Genomic DNA, 16,370 nt, shown 5'->3' with positions numbered 1-16,370 from the left:
TAGTCCTTAACTCCTCCGGAGATTTTTTTTTGTAGCCATTTTATATGTTTTTTAGGGTTTAATAAAAACAAAATTACTAAAACGGCGAATGGGAAAGCTACCGGAGGTTTAGTTCAACATAGTATTTGCAAAAGGCGGGGTTGAAGGAATAATAGAACTACCAGTTGCATTTAGTCGCGCCTGCTTTTTCGTTCCACAATATTTTTGTAATTTAGTTCCACGAAAAAAGCATTCGCTTCGGTTGGTCTGAACTTGAACTTTCGTTCAAATTAAGCCCGCCCTTCGCAAATACTTTTTCCGTTAGCAGAAATTCTACACAAATGGAACGTATAAATACAGATGAAATTAAAAATTGGATTGCTCCATATTTAACTGTTACTGGTGATACTCCTGAAGTTAACAAAATATTAAAGGATACAAATATTCTTAAATATTTTCAAGAATTAACTTTGCCAAACATTTTTGAAAAATATGCTATTATTCTTCATTCTTTTTGGATATTTAATCTCACTAAAAACCAAATTAAAAGATTAAATCTAGAAGGAAAAGATATTCTAAAATCCGAACCTGAATTTCCTGAGAATGAATATAATTCAATTTCTTGGTGCAATTTTTATAAATTTAAAAATGCTGATTTTGAATTAAAAAATGCAGTAGAAAATAGTGTTGATTGGAAATTCCCTTTTAAACAGATGAATAATGAACTTTATCCAGGTGAAGGAATAATGGATAATAAACATTTATTAGAAATTTCAGGTCTAGGATTAAAATATTTTGGAGATGAAAATCTTGAAGTTTATTACACATTTTTAGCAACAAATAATTGGGACGAAGACAAAATGTATCGAGTAAAAACTTCTGAACTAATAAACTTGATTGAAAATGAAGACACAGAAAAAACACCGAGTCTAATTTATAGTATTGATAAAAATTGGGCAATAAATACAGATATAGATTTACAATTTTCGGTGATTGGAGGAAATGAAAATTTTATAAATGAGTTAATTAATAATAATCCTGATGAAATCTATGCTATTATCTAAAAAGAACTTCTGCTAACATCGCATTGGCAAAATGGCGGGTGAAGTGCAAGATTGAAGTTTTGTGATTTTTATTCCGCCGAATGTGTTTCGTTCCACTTTTTTTGTTAATTTAGTTCCACGAAAACACATCGGCTACGTTTCGTGCTAAATTGAACTTTTCGTCCAATTTAATCCGCCACTTCGCCAATGCGTTTTCCGTTAGGCGACATTTTATGAAAACACTGTTCCAAAAGAAAATTTCTATCAGACAAGTAAAAGAAATTGAAAAACATCTTATTGAAAATCTTAATAAGTTTGATGAAAATTTTGCGTTTGTTTATTCCAAAAAAATTTCTGAAATAACAAACATTTATTTTACTATTAATCCAAAAGGAATTTCATTAATGCGTGAAATTAAAGATAAAAATGGATACACTCAAATTAGAAAATCTTTCAATGAAATATTAAATATTAACGGAATAAAATTTTTCAATAATAAGACTAAATCATTTGAAAATATACCTTGCTCATTCGCAAACTATAATTTGAATTTTATAGGAACTGAAAACCCTGAAAAATTTCATAAAGTATATGATATAAACAAAATACAAATTGAAAAATTAGATATTAAATCAATTGCAATACAAAATCCAGACAAGGTAATTGTAGAGAAAATATTGCAAAGTTTTGATATGAAAGACAAAAGAAAATTAGAATTAGAATTTTGTTTCGAAATTGAATTCGAAAACGATAAATATTACACAGTATTAAATTTCGAAAATGGAAATTATATTGCGATAGATAGAAAAGCAAATGTTTACTATTTAAATCACGATTCCGAAATCAGAATAAGAAAAATTAGTGAAGATATATCTGAATTTATATCTCACTTCGATGGAAATAAATTAGAACTCGAAAAAACACTTGAATAAAAAACGTCGCCTAACATAGGTTTTGCAAAATGCGGGGTCTAGTCATTAATTGAAATTTCGTCAAAATTATTCGCAACTGCTTTTCATATTGTTTTTTTCTCTAAATTAGACAATCTGAAAAAGCATTTGCTTCGTTTCTGAATTCTTGAACTTTCAGTTCTTCGAATTCCCGCACTTCGCAAAGCCTTTTTCCGTTACCAGCAATTTTGAAAAACCGACCGCAAAGCAATATGAAAGCTAAATTTTTAAATTATTTAATAATCATTGGACTTCTGCTCAGCTCTTGTGGACAAATTTCACACGCAAAATTCGACTCAGACAAATGGAAAAATTCGGATTTAAACACAGAAGAGAATTGGGATTTAAGATGGAAAATGATGAATGATTTAAGAAAAAATCATAAGTTGGTTGGAATGAAAAAGGTTGAAATTGAAAAACTTCTAGGAAAACCTGACAGTCAAACGAATTCAGAGTTTAGTTATTATTTAGGAATGACAGGAACGGGAATAAATACAGGAAGACTAACAATAACTTTTAACGAAAATGAAATAGTTGAAAAAATCAATGTACATCAAGGATAAAAATGTAATTAGGACAATTTCCATAATTTCTTATATGCTAATCATTTTGGCTGGACAAATGATTGGACTTCCTTTTATTCTATGGTTAATTTTTACAACTTTTGACTTTGGAAATATTAACCAATTATTTGCAATATTTGGACTTGTAGGAATTACTTTAAACCTAACGAAATGGAGAACCAACATAATTGTGACCATTCTAAGTTTTTTACTTATGTTATCGCCAATAATTAGCAGATTAGTTCAAGTTCCTCTCGAAATGTTCGACTATTTAGCATTTCAAATTCCTTTGACAATTTTTATAGTAACATACTTAACATACATAATAATTAACGCAAAAGAAAAACTGCTGGTAACAAGGTATTGCCAAAAGCGGGGCTGAACGGCTTCGATTGGACATTTGTGCAAGGTTCAACATTAGTAATTCTATTGAACTTTTGTGCTAAAAATCCCCTCCTTCGGCAATACCCAAACCGTTACCAGCAAGTTTAAAAGACGACACCGCATATGACATTTAAGCATTTTGACAGACCTGAAATTTTCACTGGACTTCGTGACAGCGTAACAACTTGTGACACATGCGGACAAGAAAAACTATGTTTTGACGCTGAGGCATTTTTAGGTGGCGAGGACATCACTTCTATTTGCCCCGACTGTTTAGCAAGCGGACAGTTACGTGACAGAGATATATTTACTTGTGACGGAGACATTGCAGAACTCAAACGACAACTTAAGAACTTAAACCCATCGTTGACAGAGTTACAAATTGACGACATCGCAAATCAAAAGACCACAGAGTTGGAAAAGACAACACCACATTTGGTTACTTGGCAGGACTGGCGTTGGCCTTGTGCTGACGGTGACTACTGTAAATTTATTGGTTATGGTTCACGACCTTATTACAACTCGTTGGCGACAACAACGACAGGAGAAGAACTATTCAAAAACTCATTTTACTATAACTTAAAAGACGACTCTGACATTGACTATTTATGGCAAGACGTTCTGCCTCAAAAAGAAGTAAAAGATTTTAACGACAGCAACAAATTGGCGACACTGTTCTACGTTTTTAAAAGTTTACATTCGGACACAATAATTACAATATGGGACTGCAATTAGAACGGACGACAAGAAAACCTGCTGGTAATAGCTAAGTTTTCGTTGCGTGCGAAGCACGAACAATGAAAACCCTGTTGAACCCTTCGGCTAGCTCAGGACAGGCTGCAGCTTCGGGAGCTTTTTTCAGCATTATGGGTTTATCGACGAAGGATTTTAAAGAGATACAGGAGACTTCGGGAAGAGTCTCTTTTTTTGTGACTAATATTGGTGTTTTTTCACGGTTTTATCGTGTTTTCCTTCACTTTTGGGTATAAAATCCCTTACCCAAAATGCTAGATTTTAGGCTTTTCAAAGTTTTGGCTCATCTCCAAAAACCAACTTGGCGGACCGCGCAAATCGAACGTTGCAATCGTTACCAGATTCCCAACTTTGCAACAACTGCATTTCGGCTGAAAAGCTTTGGATGGAAGTTTTTCCATGGACTGAATGCCTAAATTCTGTTGCAGATTTTTAAGCTTCATTCGTTTCCACGTGCTGCTAAGAAAACCATAATGGCGGATTTTTACAAATCTTTTCGGCAAAATATGCATCGCAAAACGGCGGATAAACTCCTCATGGCTCAAAACCATCTGCTTTCTGATGCCTTTCTGGCGGTAATCTTTGTAACTGAACAAATCACAGAGACGAAGATTTCTGACTTCCAAACAGCGCAAACCGCAGCCGTAAAGCAACCCGATTAAGATTTTATGTTTTAAAAGTTTACAGCAGGACAACATCTGCCAAACCTCCTGTTTACTGAGCACTACAGGAAGTTTTTTCTCTTTTTTAATTTCCGGAAGACTTAGAAAACCGTAGCTCAATCCTTCTGATTTCAACAGAAAACGAAGTCCGTAAACCGTGTGTTTAAAATACGATTGCGAGGGTGATTTTGATTTTTTCTGAAGGTAAAAAAGGTAATCGTGGATCTGCTCTGGATCCAATTCTGTCGGGATTTTCCCGAAATGCAGCGACACCGCAGCCACGTGTCTGGAGTAATTACTGAACGTACTTTGGCTTCTTCCAGGCACCGAAACGGTACGTTCGAACCGGCCTAGAAGTTTTGTAAAACCAGGCACTTCGCGCTTTGCCTGATTGATGATTTTGTTTTCTCTGAGCTCTTCTAAACTCTTTTTTTTGTTGCCATTCTAGTGATTTTTTAATTAACTTTACAAAGTAACTGATTTATGCGAATGGTAAAGCTACCGAAGGTTTAGTTCAACATGGGTTTTGCAAGATGCGGGGTTGAAGGAAATCTCAGAATATTCTAGGAAATACCCGCAAAAAAACTTTTCCATTTTTTTGTTTTTTCGTAATTTTAAAAAATGGAAAAAGTTTTTGCTAGCGTTCGGTTCTCCTCTTCACTTCCGGTTGCAGTAGCCCGCACTTCGAAAAGCCCCGTTCCGTTGTACGCAATATTCCAATAATAGTAACCTAATCAAATTCTTTTAAATATGGGACTTTTTGACTTTTTAAAAAGAAAAGAATTAACGCAAATTCAAAATTTAAATAATGATTTAGCGAAATGTAATTCTTCAAAAAAAGATTTAGAAAATAGACTTGAAAAATATTCGGCTATTACAAATGTTGAAAATGAAGTTTCCAACTTATCAGAAAAAATAAGAATTCAAAAACTTGAGTTTGAAGAATTAAACAATAAATACCAAAATGCTAAAGAAATATATAAAAATCTAAAGCATGAAGTTTCTATTTTTGAAACAAATTTAGAATTAGCAGAATTCGGAGTATACGAACCTGTTTATGATTTTGAAAAATCTGATGATTATCGAAATGAGCAAAATAGAATTATTAGTTTACAAAAAGAATTAATTCAAAACGAAAAGGCTGCAATTTCCTATACTACTTGGACAGTAAATGGTAGTGAAGCTCAAGGAAGAGCTGCTACTAAAAAATTTATAAAGCTAATCTTACGTGCTTTTAATGGTGAAGCCGATGCACTTATTACAAAAGTAAAGTGGAATAATATTAATCAAATAAGAGAAAGATTAAATAAATCATTTAATACCTTAAATGCATTAGGAAAAAGTCAAACTGTTGAAATTACACAAGAATACTTTGACTTAAAAATTAAAGAAATTTTGCTTGAATATGAATTTAGATTAAAAAAGCAACAAGAAAGAGAAGAACAAAGAGCTTTAGCTGAAGAATTAAGAGAAGAAGAAAAAGCGAAAAGAGAATACGAAAAAGCCCAAAAAGAAGCTGAAAAAGAAGAAGCATATTATCAAAAGATATTAGAAAAGGTAAAAAAAGACTATCAATCTCAAATTGGAAATCCAGAAGAATTACAGAATAAAATAGCTGAACTTGAGAAAGATTTAGAAGAAGCTAGACTTAAAAAAGAGAGAGCACTTTCTATGGCTCAACAAACAAAACGAGGAAACGTTTATATAATTTCAAACATTGGCTCGTTTGGTGAAAACGTCTACAAAATTGGAATGACTAGACGTTTAGAGCCGTTAGACAGAGTTAGAGAATTAGGCGATGCGTCAGTTCCTTTTAAATTTGATGTTCATGCAATGATTTATAGTGACGAGGCAAGAACATTAGAATATGAACTTCACAAAGCATTTGCTGATAGAGCTCTTAATTTATTCAACTTTAGAAAAGAATTTTTTAATGTTACACTTGAAGAAATCGAACAAAAAGTAAAAGAGCTTGGGTTTAAAGCAGAATTCTCTACAATTCCTGAAGCGGAAGAGTTCAATGAAACTTTAGCAATAAAAGAAAAACGAAAGTTATCTGAGTTTGAAAATGAAGTTTTAGAAGAGGAAAAATATCCAGACTCATTATATTAATAAATACTGCGTACAACAAGGGTCGCCGTTGCACAACCCCAATTTTCTGGAAGTATTGGCAAAAATGCACGAAATATGACCTCTTCAGAAGCGATTTTGGGGAGGTTTTTATTTACGGTGGGAAAATTATTCGGGATTTCAGGTGGGCTTATACGCGGGCTGTGACGGTTCTGATGAGATGGTTCTGGCAAAACCACAAATTCATCCCTGTACGGGTAGAATTTGGGCATTTCGGTGAACTTTTCGGGTAACACTATAAATCATTACCATAACCAACTGGATAACAATGTTTTACACGATTATTTTCAACAAAAAACCTTCACCATCAAAAAATAGTTTAACTTTGGGGGAGTTGTGCAACAAGCACATCGTATTGGCAAAATGGCGGGAGGAAGTGAAAAGTTGAACTATTCGAAAAATTTATCCGCCGCTGCTTTTCATCTTATTTTTTTGTGTAATTTAACAATCTGAATAAGCATCGGCTACGTTTAGTCTAAATTGAACTTTTCGTCCAATTTTGCCCGCACTTCGCCAATACTTTTTCTGTTATGCGTCACTCTATCCGACCACACGTACAAACATCAACCGACAACAAATTGACAAAATATGAATAAAATATTTGCTCAACAAAATTACATATCGTAATATTGCAATATTAAATTTGACTGAATTATGGGAGCGACCAAAACAGAACATTTCACGGACAAGCAAAACCAAATTGCGACACTTGCTAAAGCAATCGGACATCCTGCAAGAGTGGCAATTATTGAGTATTTAATGAAAGTGGACAGTTGCATTTGTGGCGACATCGTAAACGAATTGCCTCTTGCACAGCCGACAGTTTCGCAACATTTGAAAGAACTCAAAAATGCAGGACTGATAAAAGGAAACATTGAAGGCAACGCCATTTGCTACTGCATTGACGAAAAAGCGATTGAAAAACTACAAAATTATTTCGGTAACATCTCAACTAAACTTACGAAAAAGAAAAACGATTGTTGTTAAACCAAAAAAAAGAAAAATGAAACTTTCACAAGTAAAAGCACTTTTGCCGACATTAGACAATGTTGCGTTCAAATTAGAAAACGGAACTTTTGTACCCGAACATTTTCACGTTACGGAAGTAGGACAAATCACTAAAAACTTTATTGATTGTGGTGGTGTAATTCGTACCGAAAAAGTAGTGAGTTTTCAACTTTGGAATGCAGACGATTTTGAACACCGTCTAAAACCAGCCAAACTTTTGAACATCATCCAACTTTCGGAAGAGAAGTTAGGCATTGAAGATGCTGAAATTGAAGTGGAATATCAAAGCGATACGATTGGAAAATATTCGTTAGCGTTTGATGGAACAAACTTTATTCTGCAAAATAAAACAACAAATTGTTTAGCACAAGACAAATGTGGGATACCACAAGAAAAACAGAAAATAAAATTGTCGGAATTGCAAACGGCTCAAACATCTTCTTGTTCTCCAAATTCGGGCTGTTGCTAACCACTAAAAACAAAATGTGATGTATCAAAAACTACTCGAAGTCATTCACAACAAAATAGACGTTCACAGCATCAGCGAAGAACGTAAAATCATATTACAGCCGTTGATAGATTTTATACAGCAAAAAGTAAACAACAAGCAGGATATAAATATCAACTTCATCTGTACTCACAATTCCCGAAGAAGCCATTTGTCGCAGGTTTGGGCACAGGTAGCGTCAGCACATTTTAATATCCCAAACGTACATTGCTATTCGGGCGGTACAGAAGAAACCGCACTGTTCCCGAAAGTCGCAGAAACATTGACAGAGCAGGGATTTAATATTTTCAAAATCGCAGACACTAACAATTCTGTATATGCCATAAAGTACAGCGACAATGCTTTGCCTGTAATCGGTTTTTCAAAAAAATATGATAGTCCTTTCAATCCTGTATCGGCATTCACAGCTATTATGACCTGTTCACATGCAGACGGTGGCTGTCCGTTTATGGCAGGAGCGGAAAAAAGAATACCTATAACATTTGACGACCCTAAAATTTCAGACGGTACAACGGAACAGACAAAGGTATATGCAGAAAGAAGTTTGCAGATAGCAACAGAAATGTTTTATGTTTTTTCAATGATTAAAAAATAACTGATGCAACCAAAACTAAAATTTCTTGACAGATACCTAACCCTATGGATATTCCTTGCAATGGCGTTTGGTGTGGGCTTGGGCTATTTCTTTCCTAATATTTCCAATATAACAGACAGCCTGTCCATTGGTACAACCAATATTCCGTTGGCAATAGGTTTGATACTGATGATGTATCCGCCTTTGGCAAAGGTAGATTATACATTATTGCCTCAAGCATTTAAAGATAAAAAAGTAATCGGCATATCCTTAATTCTGAATTGGGTTATCGGTACCGTGCTGATGTTCGGGTTAGCCGTTCTGTTTTTAAGGAACGAACCCGATTATATGGCAGGGTTGATTTTGATAGGATTGGCAAGGTGTATCGCAATGGTTATCGTATGGAGTGATTTGGCAAAAGCCAACAGAGAATATACGGCATTATTGGTAGCGTTAAACAGTATCTTCCAGATATTGAGTTATAGTTTTTTGGTTTGGCTTTTCATCAACGTATTACCAAATAAATTAGGATTAGCCAATTTCAATGTAAGCGTATCAATGAAAGATGTAACTGAAAGCGTTTTGATATACTTGGGTATTCCCTTTTTCGCAGGTTTTATAAGCCGTTACGCATTGGTAAAATCAAAAGGCATTGAATGGTATAACAGGAAATTCGTACCCAAAATATCGCCCATTACACTTTACGCACTATTGTTTACCATTGTACTGATGTTCAGTCTGAAAGGCGACAAGATTTTGGAATTGCCAATGGATGTGATAAAGATAGCAATACCGCTAATCATCTATTTTGTACTGATGTTTTTCGTGAGCTTCTTTGTAAATAAAGCTTTGAACGTCCCTTACGACAAAAACGCATCAATCGCATTTACAGCCACAGGAAACAATTTTGAATTGGCGATAGCCGTATCAATAGCGGTTTTCGGTATTCATTCGCCACAAGCATTTGTGGGCGTTATCGGACCATTGGTTGAAGTGCCTGTACTTATAATTTTAGTTCGAGCAAGTTTATGGTTAAAAAGAAAGTACTATCCCGAGACGTAAAAAATAATAGCATAAATAATATACAATAAGGAACTGACAGAAAAGGGCAGCCGCTAACATTGGTCGCCGTTGCACAACCCCTCTTTTCTGGAAGTATTGACAAAAATGCACGAAATATGACCTCCTCAGAAGCGATCTTGGGGAGGTTTTGATTTACGGTGGGAAAATTATTCGGGATTTCAGGTGGGCTTATACGCGAGATGTGATGGTTCTGAGGAGATGGTTTTGCCGAACTAAAAAATTACCGTCGGAGTATGTAGCTTTGGGTTTTATCAGAAAATTGCTACATTTGATTGATTAACCACCAAAAAAAGTCTGCCTGTTTTGGGAGATGACACCCATAAAACTGATAAATAATGATGACTCAAAAAATAACCCCATCCATTTGGGTGGAAACCACAGACGCAAAACAAGTTGCCGATTATTATCTTTCCGTATTTAAGGACGGCAAACTCATAGAACATCACCAATACACAAACCCACCGGAAGCAGGAGGCAGCACATTTGAAACAGCTGTTATTGAAATTGCAGGCATGGAACTCAGCATTTTAGCAGCCGGTCCGTTTCAAAAATTTAATGAGTCCGTTTCTTTGGTGATTAACACAAAAGACCAGGCCGAGACCGATTATTATTGGGATGCCTTGACGAAAAACGGCGGGCAGGAAAGTGCCTGCGGCTGGTGCAAAGACAAATACGGCTTATCCTGGCAAGTGGTTCCCGTGGAGTATTTTGAACTGATTAACAGTACCGACCCCGCAGTGAGAGAAAAGGCAATGAAGAATACACTAAAACAGAAAAAGTTAATTCTTTCAGAACTTAAATGAGCATTGACAAACGGTACCACCTACCTGCACCGCAGACCATCATAAAATCCTTTCCACATGAAAATCCGGCAAGAACAGAAACAAGATTATCCTGAAGTGTTCCGGCTTATTGAAAATGCTTTCAAAGATGAACTATACACCAATCACCAGGAACAATTTCTGGTGGAAAGACTGCGGCAGTCTGAAGCTTTTATCCCGGAACTCTCCTTGGTGGCTGAAACAGACCGGCAGATTGTGGGGTATATCCTGCTCACACCGATTAAAATTGTAGATGAACAATCTCAGGAAACCGCTTCCCTGGCACTGGCACCTGTGGCCGTACATAAAGATTTCCGGCAGCAGGGAATTGGAGGCCAACTGATACGTGAAGCCCACCGCATCGCCCGGGAATTACAGTTTGGGTCTGTCATTCTGTTGGGTCACGAAAAATACTACCCGAAATTTGGTTACGAAATGACCCGCAATTATGGAATCAGACTGCCGTTTGATGTTCCTGATGAAAACTGCATGCTCATAGAATTATCAGAAAACGCTATGTCTCATGTACACGGTACAGTAGTCTATCCGCCGGAATTTTATGAAACGCACTGATTTATCGTACCCCACACTGCCTGCGGCACAATTCCTGTATATCCTCTGGAAACTGCTAAACCCCATAACTGTGAAACACTTTCTATTCCTGCTGATTATTCTGTGCGCCCAATCGCTTTCCGGCCAGACCACATTTCTGGTAGATAATTTCTCTAAAGATTATTTCGGAAAAGTTTACATTGCCGATACTGCCGAGGTTTTCAGTCCCGGATGGGTGGCTGTTTTTGACAAAAAAACCAACAAACAATTGTTGAAGGTTAATTCGGAGGAACTTACCTTTACATTGCACGAGGGTAAAGTACGGGCCAATGTGCAGCAACTGCCCTACGGCGAGCAGAGCTCTATTATCTATGCGGACTTTAACTTTGACGGGCAAGAGGATTTTGCGCTGATGGACGGACAAAACAGCTGCTATCATGGTCCCTCCTTTCAGATTTACCTGGCCGATGCTCAGGGGTTCAATCACAGTCCGGAGTTTACAGAACTGGCACAGGATTACTGCGGCATGTTCAGCGTAGTTGCGGAGGACCAGTCTATATTCACCATGACCAAAAGTGGTTGCTGCTGGCATCAGTATTCCGAATTTAAGGTGAAAAACAACATTCCCTACCCTATACATATCGTAGAGGAATCTCTGAGTGCCAACGGCATCACCTGGAATTATTCCGAAGAAAAACTGGTAAACGGCAAGATGGTAAAAACCCAATATCAGATGCTCGACACAGAAAACATCAGTGAAGATCTTGTCCTGTCATTCGCATTTGAGAATAAAAAAGTCATGCGGATCTTCCTGTATAATGAACGGTTGTTTTACGTTTTTACAGATGACCGTGACCATATAGAACTGATGTATGACGATACATTCCGGTATTCGGCTAAAAACAATACGCTCTCATTCACCCACCGTCAAACCACTTATACCCTTTCTGACCGCAAAATAATTGCCCGCACGCCAGCCCGCACCTATACCATGAATGCTGCCGCCAACAGTACATCCGGATCGCTGGCAAAACTCAAAAAGATGGACATTGGAAATGTGGTAAAGGAAAAGTAGAATCGTTTTTGCTTAGCTTCTCCGAGGTTGATAAATTTATGAAAGAAGATTAATTTTTATCTGAAAAACAATGCGGAAAATTACAGCAGCGCTCAATATGACCCTTGATGGAATCTTTGATCATGATGCCGTAACTGCAGATGCCGAACTGCACCGCCATTATACCCGGTTGCTGACCGATGCAGACACCATACTGTACGGCAGAATTACCTATCAGCTGATGGAATACTGGAAAACCCTTGCCGCAAAACCTTCGGGAGAACAATCAATGGATGATTTTGCAGCGGTCATGGACCGGATTCAGAAAATTGTATTTTCCACAACCCTGCACAACACAGACTGGAACACAGCACGGCTGGCCACCCTCACGCCGGAAGAAGAAGTGAAGAAACTAAAAAAAATTCCGGGTGGCGACATCCTGGTGGGAAGCCGCAGCCTGATTATTCAACTGCTGGAACGTGATCTTATTGATGAATTTCAGTTGTGCATTCATCCAGTGATAGCCGGCAAAGGCCAAAATCTTTTTGAGCATTTTAATATGCGAAAAACCTTTCAGCTGCACCGCACCAAAACATTTCAAAACGGTGCCCTGGTATGCTTTTACCACCGGTCTGAAGAAGACATTTCTGTTTAAAAAAGCACTGAGCCGCTTTCGGGCATATTATTTGAACCTTTTTTTTAAGGTCAGAATTCCCGGATTAATGAGGGAAGTTCCGGCTTACCCACCAAAATAAATATCATGACTATTGAAACCCACCAAAAAGACGGTATGATGGTTGCCGAATTCACCGCAGACGAGACCATTATCCGCACTACAGACGACGCACTGGAACTGCTCGGTAACCATTACTACAAAGGATATGACGCGATGATTCTGTACCAGAATCAGATTATTCCCGGGTTTTTTGACCTCAGAACCGGTCTTGCCGGTGAAATTCTTCAGAAATTCGCCCAATACCAGATGCGACTGGTAATTATCGGCGCATTTCACACGGTGGAGAGCGAAAGCCTGAGGCAATTCATAGAAGAAAGCAACAAAGGAAGCCATGTTCACTTTACAGATTCGCTGCCTGAAGCATTGAAAAAACTGGAAATACAGTAAAAATCAGCAGTCCGGTTCCGTAATTTCCTCAGCATTCCATATTCAGTGCAATTGCCGGATGCGTCATTTTTGCTAAATTGCAGTACCAACTGTTTTTAGACCCCAATTAATCCAGGACCATATGAGCAAAATTAAGGTGATAAAAGGCGATATTACCACCACTGCAGCAGATGCAATCGTGAATGCAGCCAATTCTTCCCTGCTGGGAGGGGGCGGCGTAGATGGTGCCATTCACCGGACCGGTGGCAGTGCCATTCTGGACGAATGCCGTAAGATTGTAGCGCGCCAGGGCGGATGCAAACCCGGTGAAGCCGTGATCACCACGGCGGGAAACCTGCCTGCAAAATTTGTGATTCATACCGTGGGTCCGGTGTGGAATGGTGGAAACCGGAATGAGGCCGGAACGCTGGCAAACTGCTATGTCAATTCTCTGTCAATCGCTGCAGAAAATGGTTGCCAAAAGATTGCCTTTCCAAACATCAGCACGGGAGTCTATGGCTATCCGAAAAATGAAGCTGCCAAAGTTTCGGTTGCGGCGATCCGGGATTTTCTCCGGCACGATTCAACCATTCTTGAGGTCATCGTGGTTTGTTTTGACGATGAAAATTTTAATGCTGTACAAGATGAACTGGGTATTACTGGCTGAGCTGGCCTATATTCTCCTCATCATCGGGGTGTGCCTGCGCATTGTGTTTGATACGAGAAGTACAAGCAAGGCTTCGGCCTATATCCTCCTCGTACTGCTGATTCCGGTGGTGGGTATTTTCATTTATTTTTCTGTGGGCGTGAATTACCGCAAGAAAAAATTGTATACCAAAAATCTCTTTGCAGACGAACTGAAAACAGAAGTTGTAGATTATATCCGGCAGAACCGGGACCGCATTTTTACGACCTACTCCACCCGGATTGGCAAATATACCGGGCTTATAGACCTGATGCTGAATCAGAATTACTCGCCCCTTACTGATGATAATGAAATCCGGCTTCTGATTAACGGTGAAGAAAAATTCCCCGCTGTTTTTGAAGCGATAAAAAAAGCCCGGCATCATATTCATCTGGAATATTATATTTTCGATGCTGATCATATTGGCACCCAGCTCATTGATTTGCTCATCCAAAAGGCGGCAGAAGGTGTACAGGTACGGTTTATTTTTGATGACTTCGGATCGCGCATCATGCGGCGGCACCTGAAGCGGATGCGCCGTGCAGGCATAGAGGTTTTCCCTTTTTATGAAATTAAATTTCTGTTTTTTGCCAACCGGCTCAATTACCGAAACCACCGGAAAATCATCGTTATAGACGGTAAAACAGCTTTTGTAGGCGGCATTAATGTCAATGATAAATACATCAACGGCGGACCGGCAAAGAACCGCTGGTACTGGCGGGATACCCATTTGCAGATCAGTGGCAGCATGGTGCACTCACTGCAATACATCTTCATAGTAGACTGGAATTACTGCTCCCGGCAGAAACTGTACCCGGACCGGAATTTTTTTCCGCTGAACCAACGCATCAGTGAAGGAAATGTAATTGGTCAGGTAGTGGCCAGCGGCCCCGATTCTGATGCACCGTTTATTCTGCACTCACTCATGAAAGCCATCAGCCTGGCACGCGAAGAAGTGCTGATTACCAATCCTTACTTCATTCCCAACCCGAATATTCTGGATACCATTCTGATTACTGCCCTCAGTGGTGTGAAGGTTAAACTTCTGGTTCCAGGCATCTCCGATTCGCATTTTGTGAATGTGGCCAATCATTCATACTTCACCGAACTGCTGCAGGCCGGTGTAGAAATCTATACCTACCATAAGGGATTTGTCCATGCAAAAACCATCGTAGTAGACGGAGATCTGGCTGTAGTGGGCACGGCCAATATGGATTTCAGGAGTTTTGACCTGAATTTTGAGGTGAATGCCATGATTTATGACCGGGAAACTGCGGAAGAACTGAGGCAGCAATTTTATACCGACCTTGAGGATGCCTCGAGGGTGGATGAGGAGTCGTGGAACCAGCGACCGCTTCACCGGCAGTTGCTGGACAGGACGGTGAGGCTGGTGTCTCCGTTGTTGTAATTTCCCCTGAATCTAATAACAGGCCGCTCCTACAGAGCTTGCCAAATTGCGGGTTGAATTTTTCTATTAACAGGCCGCTCCTACGGAGCATAACACATCGGTGGTAACACTTCTCTAAAAGAACGCTCCTACGGAGCTCGCTAAATTAGGAGCTAAATTTTCTCTACAAACAGTTCGCTCCTACGGAGCTTGTCAAATTGCTGGTTGAATATTTCTATTAACAGGCCGCTCCTACGGAGCTTGCCAAATTGCGGGTTGAATTTTTCTATTAACAGGCCGCTCCTACGGAGCTCGCTAAATTAGGAACTAAATCTTCTCTACGAACAGTTCGCTCCTACGGAGCTTAACACATTGGTGGTAACACTTCTCTACTAACAGAAAGCTCCTGCGGAGCTCGCTAAATTAGGAGCTAAATTTTCTGTACAAACAGTTCGCTCCTACGGAGCTTGCCGAATTGTGGGTTGAATATTTCTATTAACAGACCGCTCCGATGGATTTTGCGGTTGATTTAGTGCGTCAAAAGAAAGTCCCTGCGCGAACATAGCCCGGATGCGAGCGGCTACCCCGCACAGCTTGCCCACGGTTAAAACCGTGGGCAAGCTGGAGGAGTAATAGCGGGCAGCCGGTAAGTATAGTCGGCCGGAGGACCCAGCGTGTGCTCCTGAAAACAATAAGAAAGCCGCTGCCTTTTACCTGGAACGGAAAATCCTCCCCTGTTGCGGAAAGGATTGCTTATTTTTTGTTTTATGTGGTGAGTTTGGCTCCTGCCCAGACCGCCGTTATCCCCAACAGCACACTCAGCAGGATATAGGCCGTGAGGGTCAGGTAATGTCCGCTTTGCCATAGCTGAATTCCCTCTGCCGAGAATGCTGAAAATGTGGTAAAGCCTCCGCAAAAGCCCACGATGAGCAACAGGCGCGAAGTTTCGTCAGTTTTCAGTAACCCTGAAGAAAGTGCACCAATGAGCAGACAACCGAGCAGATTCACCAGGAAGGTACCCAGCGGAAATACGCCTATAGTCCAGAGTTTCTGGGTGTAAGCCGACAACAGATACCGGAGTACGCTGCCCGCCCCGCCGCCCAGAAATACAAGAAACAGATGTTTCACAGTG

General features: G+C 39.1%; 17 protein-coding genes and 1 pseudogene. 16 read left to right on the top strand and 2 right to left on the bottom strand.

The window, feature by feature from the left end; genetic code table 11:
• The first annotated feature begins 320 nt into the window (after positions 1–320).
• From LKO26_RS12395 to LKO26_RS12380, 4 genes are all read left to right on the top strand, one after another.
• Positions 321–1,043 carry a hypothetical protein gene (locus LKO26_RS12395; protein ID WP_227588200.1) on the top strand — a complete coding sequence of 241 codons (723 nt, stop codon included), beginning with the start codon at positions 321–323 and terminating at the stop codon, positions 1,041–1,043.
• A gap of 212 nt (positions 1,044–1,255) precedes the next feature.
• Complete coding sequence (locus LKO26_RS12390) at positions 1,256–1,954, top strand: hypothetical protein (RefSeq protein ID WP_227588199.1); 699 nt, start codon at positions 1,256–1,258, stop codon at positions 1,952–1,954.
• A gap of 230 nt (positions 1,955–2,184) precedes the next feature.
• Positions 2,185–2,535 (top strand): hypothetical protein, encoded by a 351-nt coding sequence (locus LKO26_RS12385; protein WP_227588198.1) that lies wholly within the window; start codon positions 2,185–2,187, stop codon positions 2,533–2,535.
• Between the two features lie 507 nt (positions 2,536–3,042).
• Positions 3,043–3,654, top strand: coding sequence for a CbrC family protein (locus tag LKO26_RS12380; protein ID WP_227588197.1), 612 nt, complete (start codon positions 3,043–3,045; stop codon positions 3,652–3,654).
• A gap of 272 nt (positions 3,655–3,926) precedes the next feature.
• On the opposite strand, the pseudogene LKO26_RS12375 reads toward LKO26_RS12380, so the two are convergent.
• Positions 3,927–4,265, bottom strand: a pseudogene (locus tag LKO26_RS12375) (transposase); the annotation flags it as partial.
• A gap of 819 nt (positions 4,266–5,084) precedes the next feature.
• Here LKO26_RS12375 and LKO26_RS12370 point away from each other — a divergent pair.
• The 12 genes from LKO26_RS12370 to cls all read left to right on the top strand — a co-directional run bounded on the left by LKO26_RS12370 (position 5,085) and on the right by cls (position 15,259).
• Complete coding sequence (locus LKO26_RS12370) at positions 5,085–6,446, top strand: DUF4041 domain-containing protein (protein ID WP_227588196.1); 1,362 nt, start codon at positions 5,085–5,087, stop codon at positions 6,444–6,446.
• A 672-nt stretch (positions 6,447–7,118) separates the two neighbouring features.
• Positions 7,119–7,451 carry an ArsR/SmtB family transcription factor gene (locus tag LKO26_RS12365; RefSeq protein ID WP_227588195.1) on the top strand — a complete coding sequence of 111 codons (333 nt, stop codon included), beginning with the start codon at positions 7,119–7,121 and terminating at the stop codon, positions 7,449–7,451.
• A gap of 16 nt (positions 7,452–7,467) precedes the next feature.
• Positions 7,468–7,941 (top strand): DUF6428 family protein, encoded by a 474-nt coding sequence (locus LKO26_RS12360; RefSeq protein ID WP_227588194.1) that lies wholly within the window; start codon positions 7,468–7,470, stop codon positions 7,939–7,941.
• A gap of 19 nt (positions 7,942–7,960) precedes the next feature.
• Positions 7,961–8,575: a low molecular weight phosphatase family protein gene (locus LKO26_RS12355; protein ID WP_227588193.1), complete on the top strand. Its 615-nt coding sequence runs from the start codon at positions 7,961–7,963 to the stop codon at positions 8,573–8,575.
• 3 nt (positions 8,576–8,578) lie between these two features.
• Positions 8,579–9,616, top strand: a complete 1,038-nt coding sequence (gene arsB, locus LKO26_RS12350) for an ACR3 family arsenite efflux transporter (RefSeq protein ID WP_227588192.1) — start codon at positions 8,579–8,581, stop codon at positions 9,614–9,616.
• A gap of 356 nt (positions 9,617–9,972) precedes the next feature.
• A complete protein-coding gene (locus tag LKO26_RS12345) occupies positions 9,973–10,440 on the top strand; it encodes a VOC family protein (protein WP_227588191.1) in 468 nt (155 codons plus the stop codon).
• A gap of 57 nt (positions 10,441–10,497) precedes the next feature.
• Positions 10,498–11,031, top strand: coding sequence for a GNAT family N-acetyltransferase (locus LKO26_RS12340; RefSeq protein ID WP_227588190.1), 534 nt, complete (start codon positions 10,498–10,500; stop codon positions 11,029–11,031).
• Positions 11,032–11,101: 70 nt separating this feature from the next.
• Entirely contained in the window at positions 11,102–12,085 is a 984-nt protein-coding gene (locus LKO26_RS12335) for an XAC2610-related protein (RefSeq protein ID WP_227588189.1), read from the top strand.
• A gap of 70 nt (positions 12,086–12,155) precedes the next feature.
• On the top strand, positions 12,156–12,719 hold the full coding sequence (locus LKO26_RS12330; RefSeq protein WP_227588188.1) for a dihydrofolate reductase family protein: 564 nt from the start codon (positions 12,156–12,158) through the stop codon (positions 12,717–12,719).
• Positions 12,720–12,824: 105 nt separating this feature from the next.
• On the top strand, positions 12,825–13,187 hold the full coding sequence (locus LKO26_RS12325; RefSeq protein WP_227588187.1) for a DUF4180 domain-containing protein: 363 nt from the start codon (positions 12,825–12,827) through the stop codon (positions 13,185–13,187).
• A gap of 121 nt (positions 13,188–13,308) precedes the next feature.
• Positions 13,309–13,833 carry an O-acetyl-ADP-ribose deacetylase gene (locus LKO26_RS12320; RefSeq protein WP_227588186.1) on the top strand — a complete coding sequence of 175 codons (525 nt, stop codon included), beginning with the start codon at positions 13,309–13,311 and terminating at the stop codon, positions 13,831–13,833.
• Positions 13,811–15,259 (top strand): cardiolipin synthase, encoded by a 1,449-nt coding sequence (gene cls, locus LKO26_RS12315; RefSeq protein WP_227588185.1) that lies wholly within the window; start codon positions 13,811–13,813, stop codon positions 15,257–15,259. Before LKO26_RS12320 ends, cls begins: the two co-directional genes overlap by 23 nt.
• Before the next feature lie 744 nt (positions 15,260–16,003).
• On the opposite strand, the gene crcB is transcribed toward cls, so the two are convergent.
• A complete protein-coding gene (gene crcB, locus LKO26_RS12310; protein ID WP_227588184.1) occupies positions 16,004–16,366 on the bottom strand; it encodes a fluoride efflux transporter CrcB in 363 nt (120 codons plus the stop codon).
• Positions 16,367–16,370 lie beyond the last annotated feature (4 nt).

Origin of the sequence: Chryseobacterium sp. MFBS3-17 (genome assembly GCF_020687745.1) — a bacterium.
Lineage (GTDB): Bacteria > Bacteroidota > Bacteroidia > Flavobacteriales > Weeksellaceae > Marnyiella.
This window is presented reverse-complemented; position numbering and strand designations above follow the sequence as displayed.

What these genes read in the sequence shown, in the direction of transcription:
- LKO26_RS12325 (WP_227588187.1), top strand. Translation starts at nt 12,825, where the DNA reads ATGACTATTGAAACCCACCAAAAAGACGGTATGATGGTTGCCGAATTC.
- arsB (WP_227588192.1), top strand. Translation starts at nt 8,579, where the DNA reads ATGCAACCAAAACTAAAATTTCTTGACAGATACCTAACCCTATGGATA.
- LKO26_RS12395 (WP_227588200.1), top strand. Translation starts at nt 321, where the DNA reads ATGGAACGTATAAATACAGATGAAATTAAAAATTGGATTGCTCCATAT.
- LKO26_RS12385 (WP_227588198.1), top strand. Translation starts at nt 2,185, where the DNA reads ATGAAAGCTAAATTTTTAAATTATTTAATAATCATTGGACTTCTGCTC.
- LKO26_RS12345 (WP_227588191.1), top strand. Translation starts at nt 9,973, where the DNA reads ATGATGACTCAAAAAATAACCCCATCCATTTGGGTGGAAACCACAGAC.
- LKO26_RS12360 (WP_227588194.1), top strand. Translation starts at nt 7,468, where the DNA reads ATGAAACTTTCACAAGTAAAAGCACTTTTGCCGACATTAGACAATGTT.
- LKO26_RS12380 (WP_227588197.1), top strand. Translation starts at nt 3,043, where the DNA reads ATGACATTTAAGCATTTTGACAGACCTGAAATTTTCACTGGACTTCGT.
- LKO26_RS12370 (WP_227588196.1), top strand. Translation starts at nt 5,085, where the DNA reads ATGGGACTTTTTGACTTTTTAAAAAGAAAAGAATTAACGCAAATTCAA.
- LKO26_RS12320 (WP_227588186.1), top strand. Translation starts at nt 13,309, where the DNA reads ATGAGCAAAATTAAGGTGATAAAAGGCGATATTACCACCACTGCAGCA.
- LKO26_RS12340 (WP_227588190.1), top strand. Translation starts at nt 10,498, where the DNA reads ATGAAAATCCGGCAAGAACAGAAACAAGATTATCCTGAAGTGTTCCGG.
- LKO26_RS12390 (WP_227588199.1), top strand. Translation starts at nt 1,256, where the DNA reads ATGAAAACACTGTTCCAAAAGAAAATTTCTATCAGACAAGTAAAAGAA.
- cls (WP_227588185.1), top strand. Translation starts at nt 13,811, where the DNA reads ATGAACTGGGTATTACTGGCTGAGCTGGCCTATATTCTCCTCATCATC.
- LKO26_RS12355 (WP_227588193.1), top strand. Translation starts at nt 7,961, where the DNA reads ATGTATCAAAAACTACTCGAAGTCATTCACAACAAAATAGACGTTCAC.
- LKO26_RS12365 (WP_227588195.1), top strand. Translation starts at nt 7,119, where the DNA reads ATGGGAGCGACCAAAACAGAACATTTCACGGACAAGCAAAACCAAATT.
- LKO26_RS12330 (WP_227588188.1), top strand. Translation starts at nt 12,156, where the DNA reads ATGCGGAAAATTACAGCAGCGCTCAATATGACCCTTGATGGAATCTTT.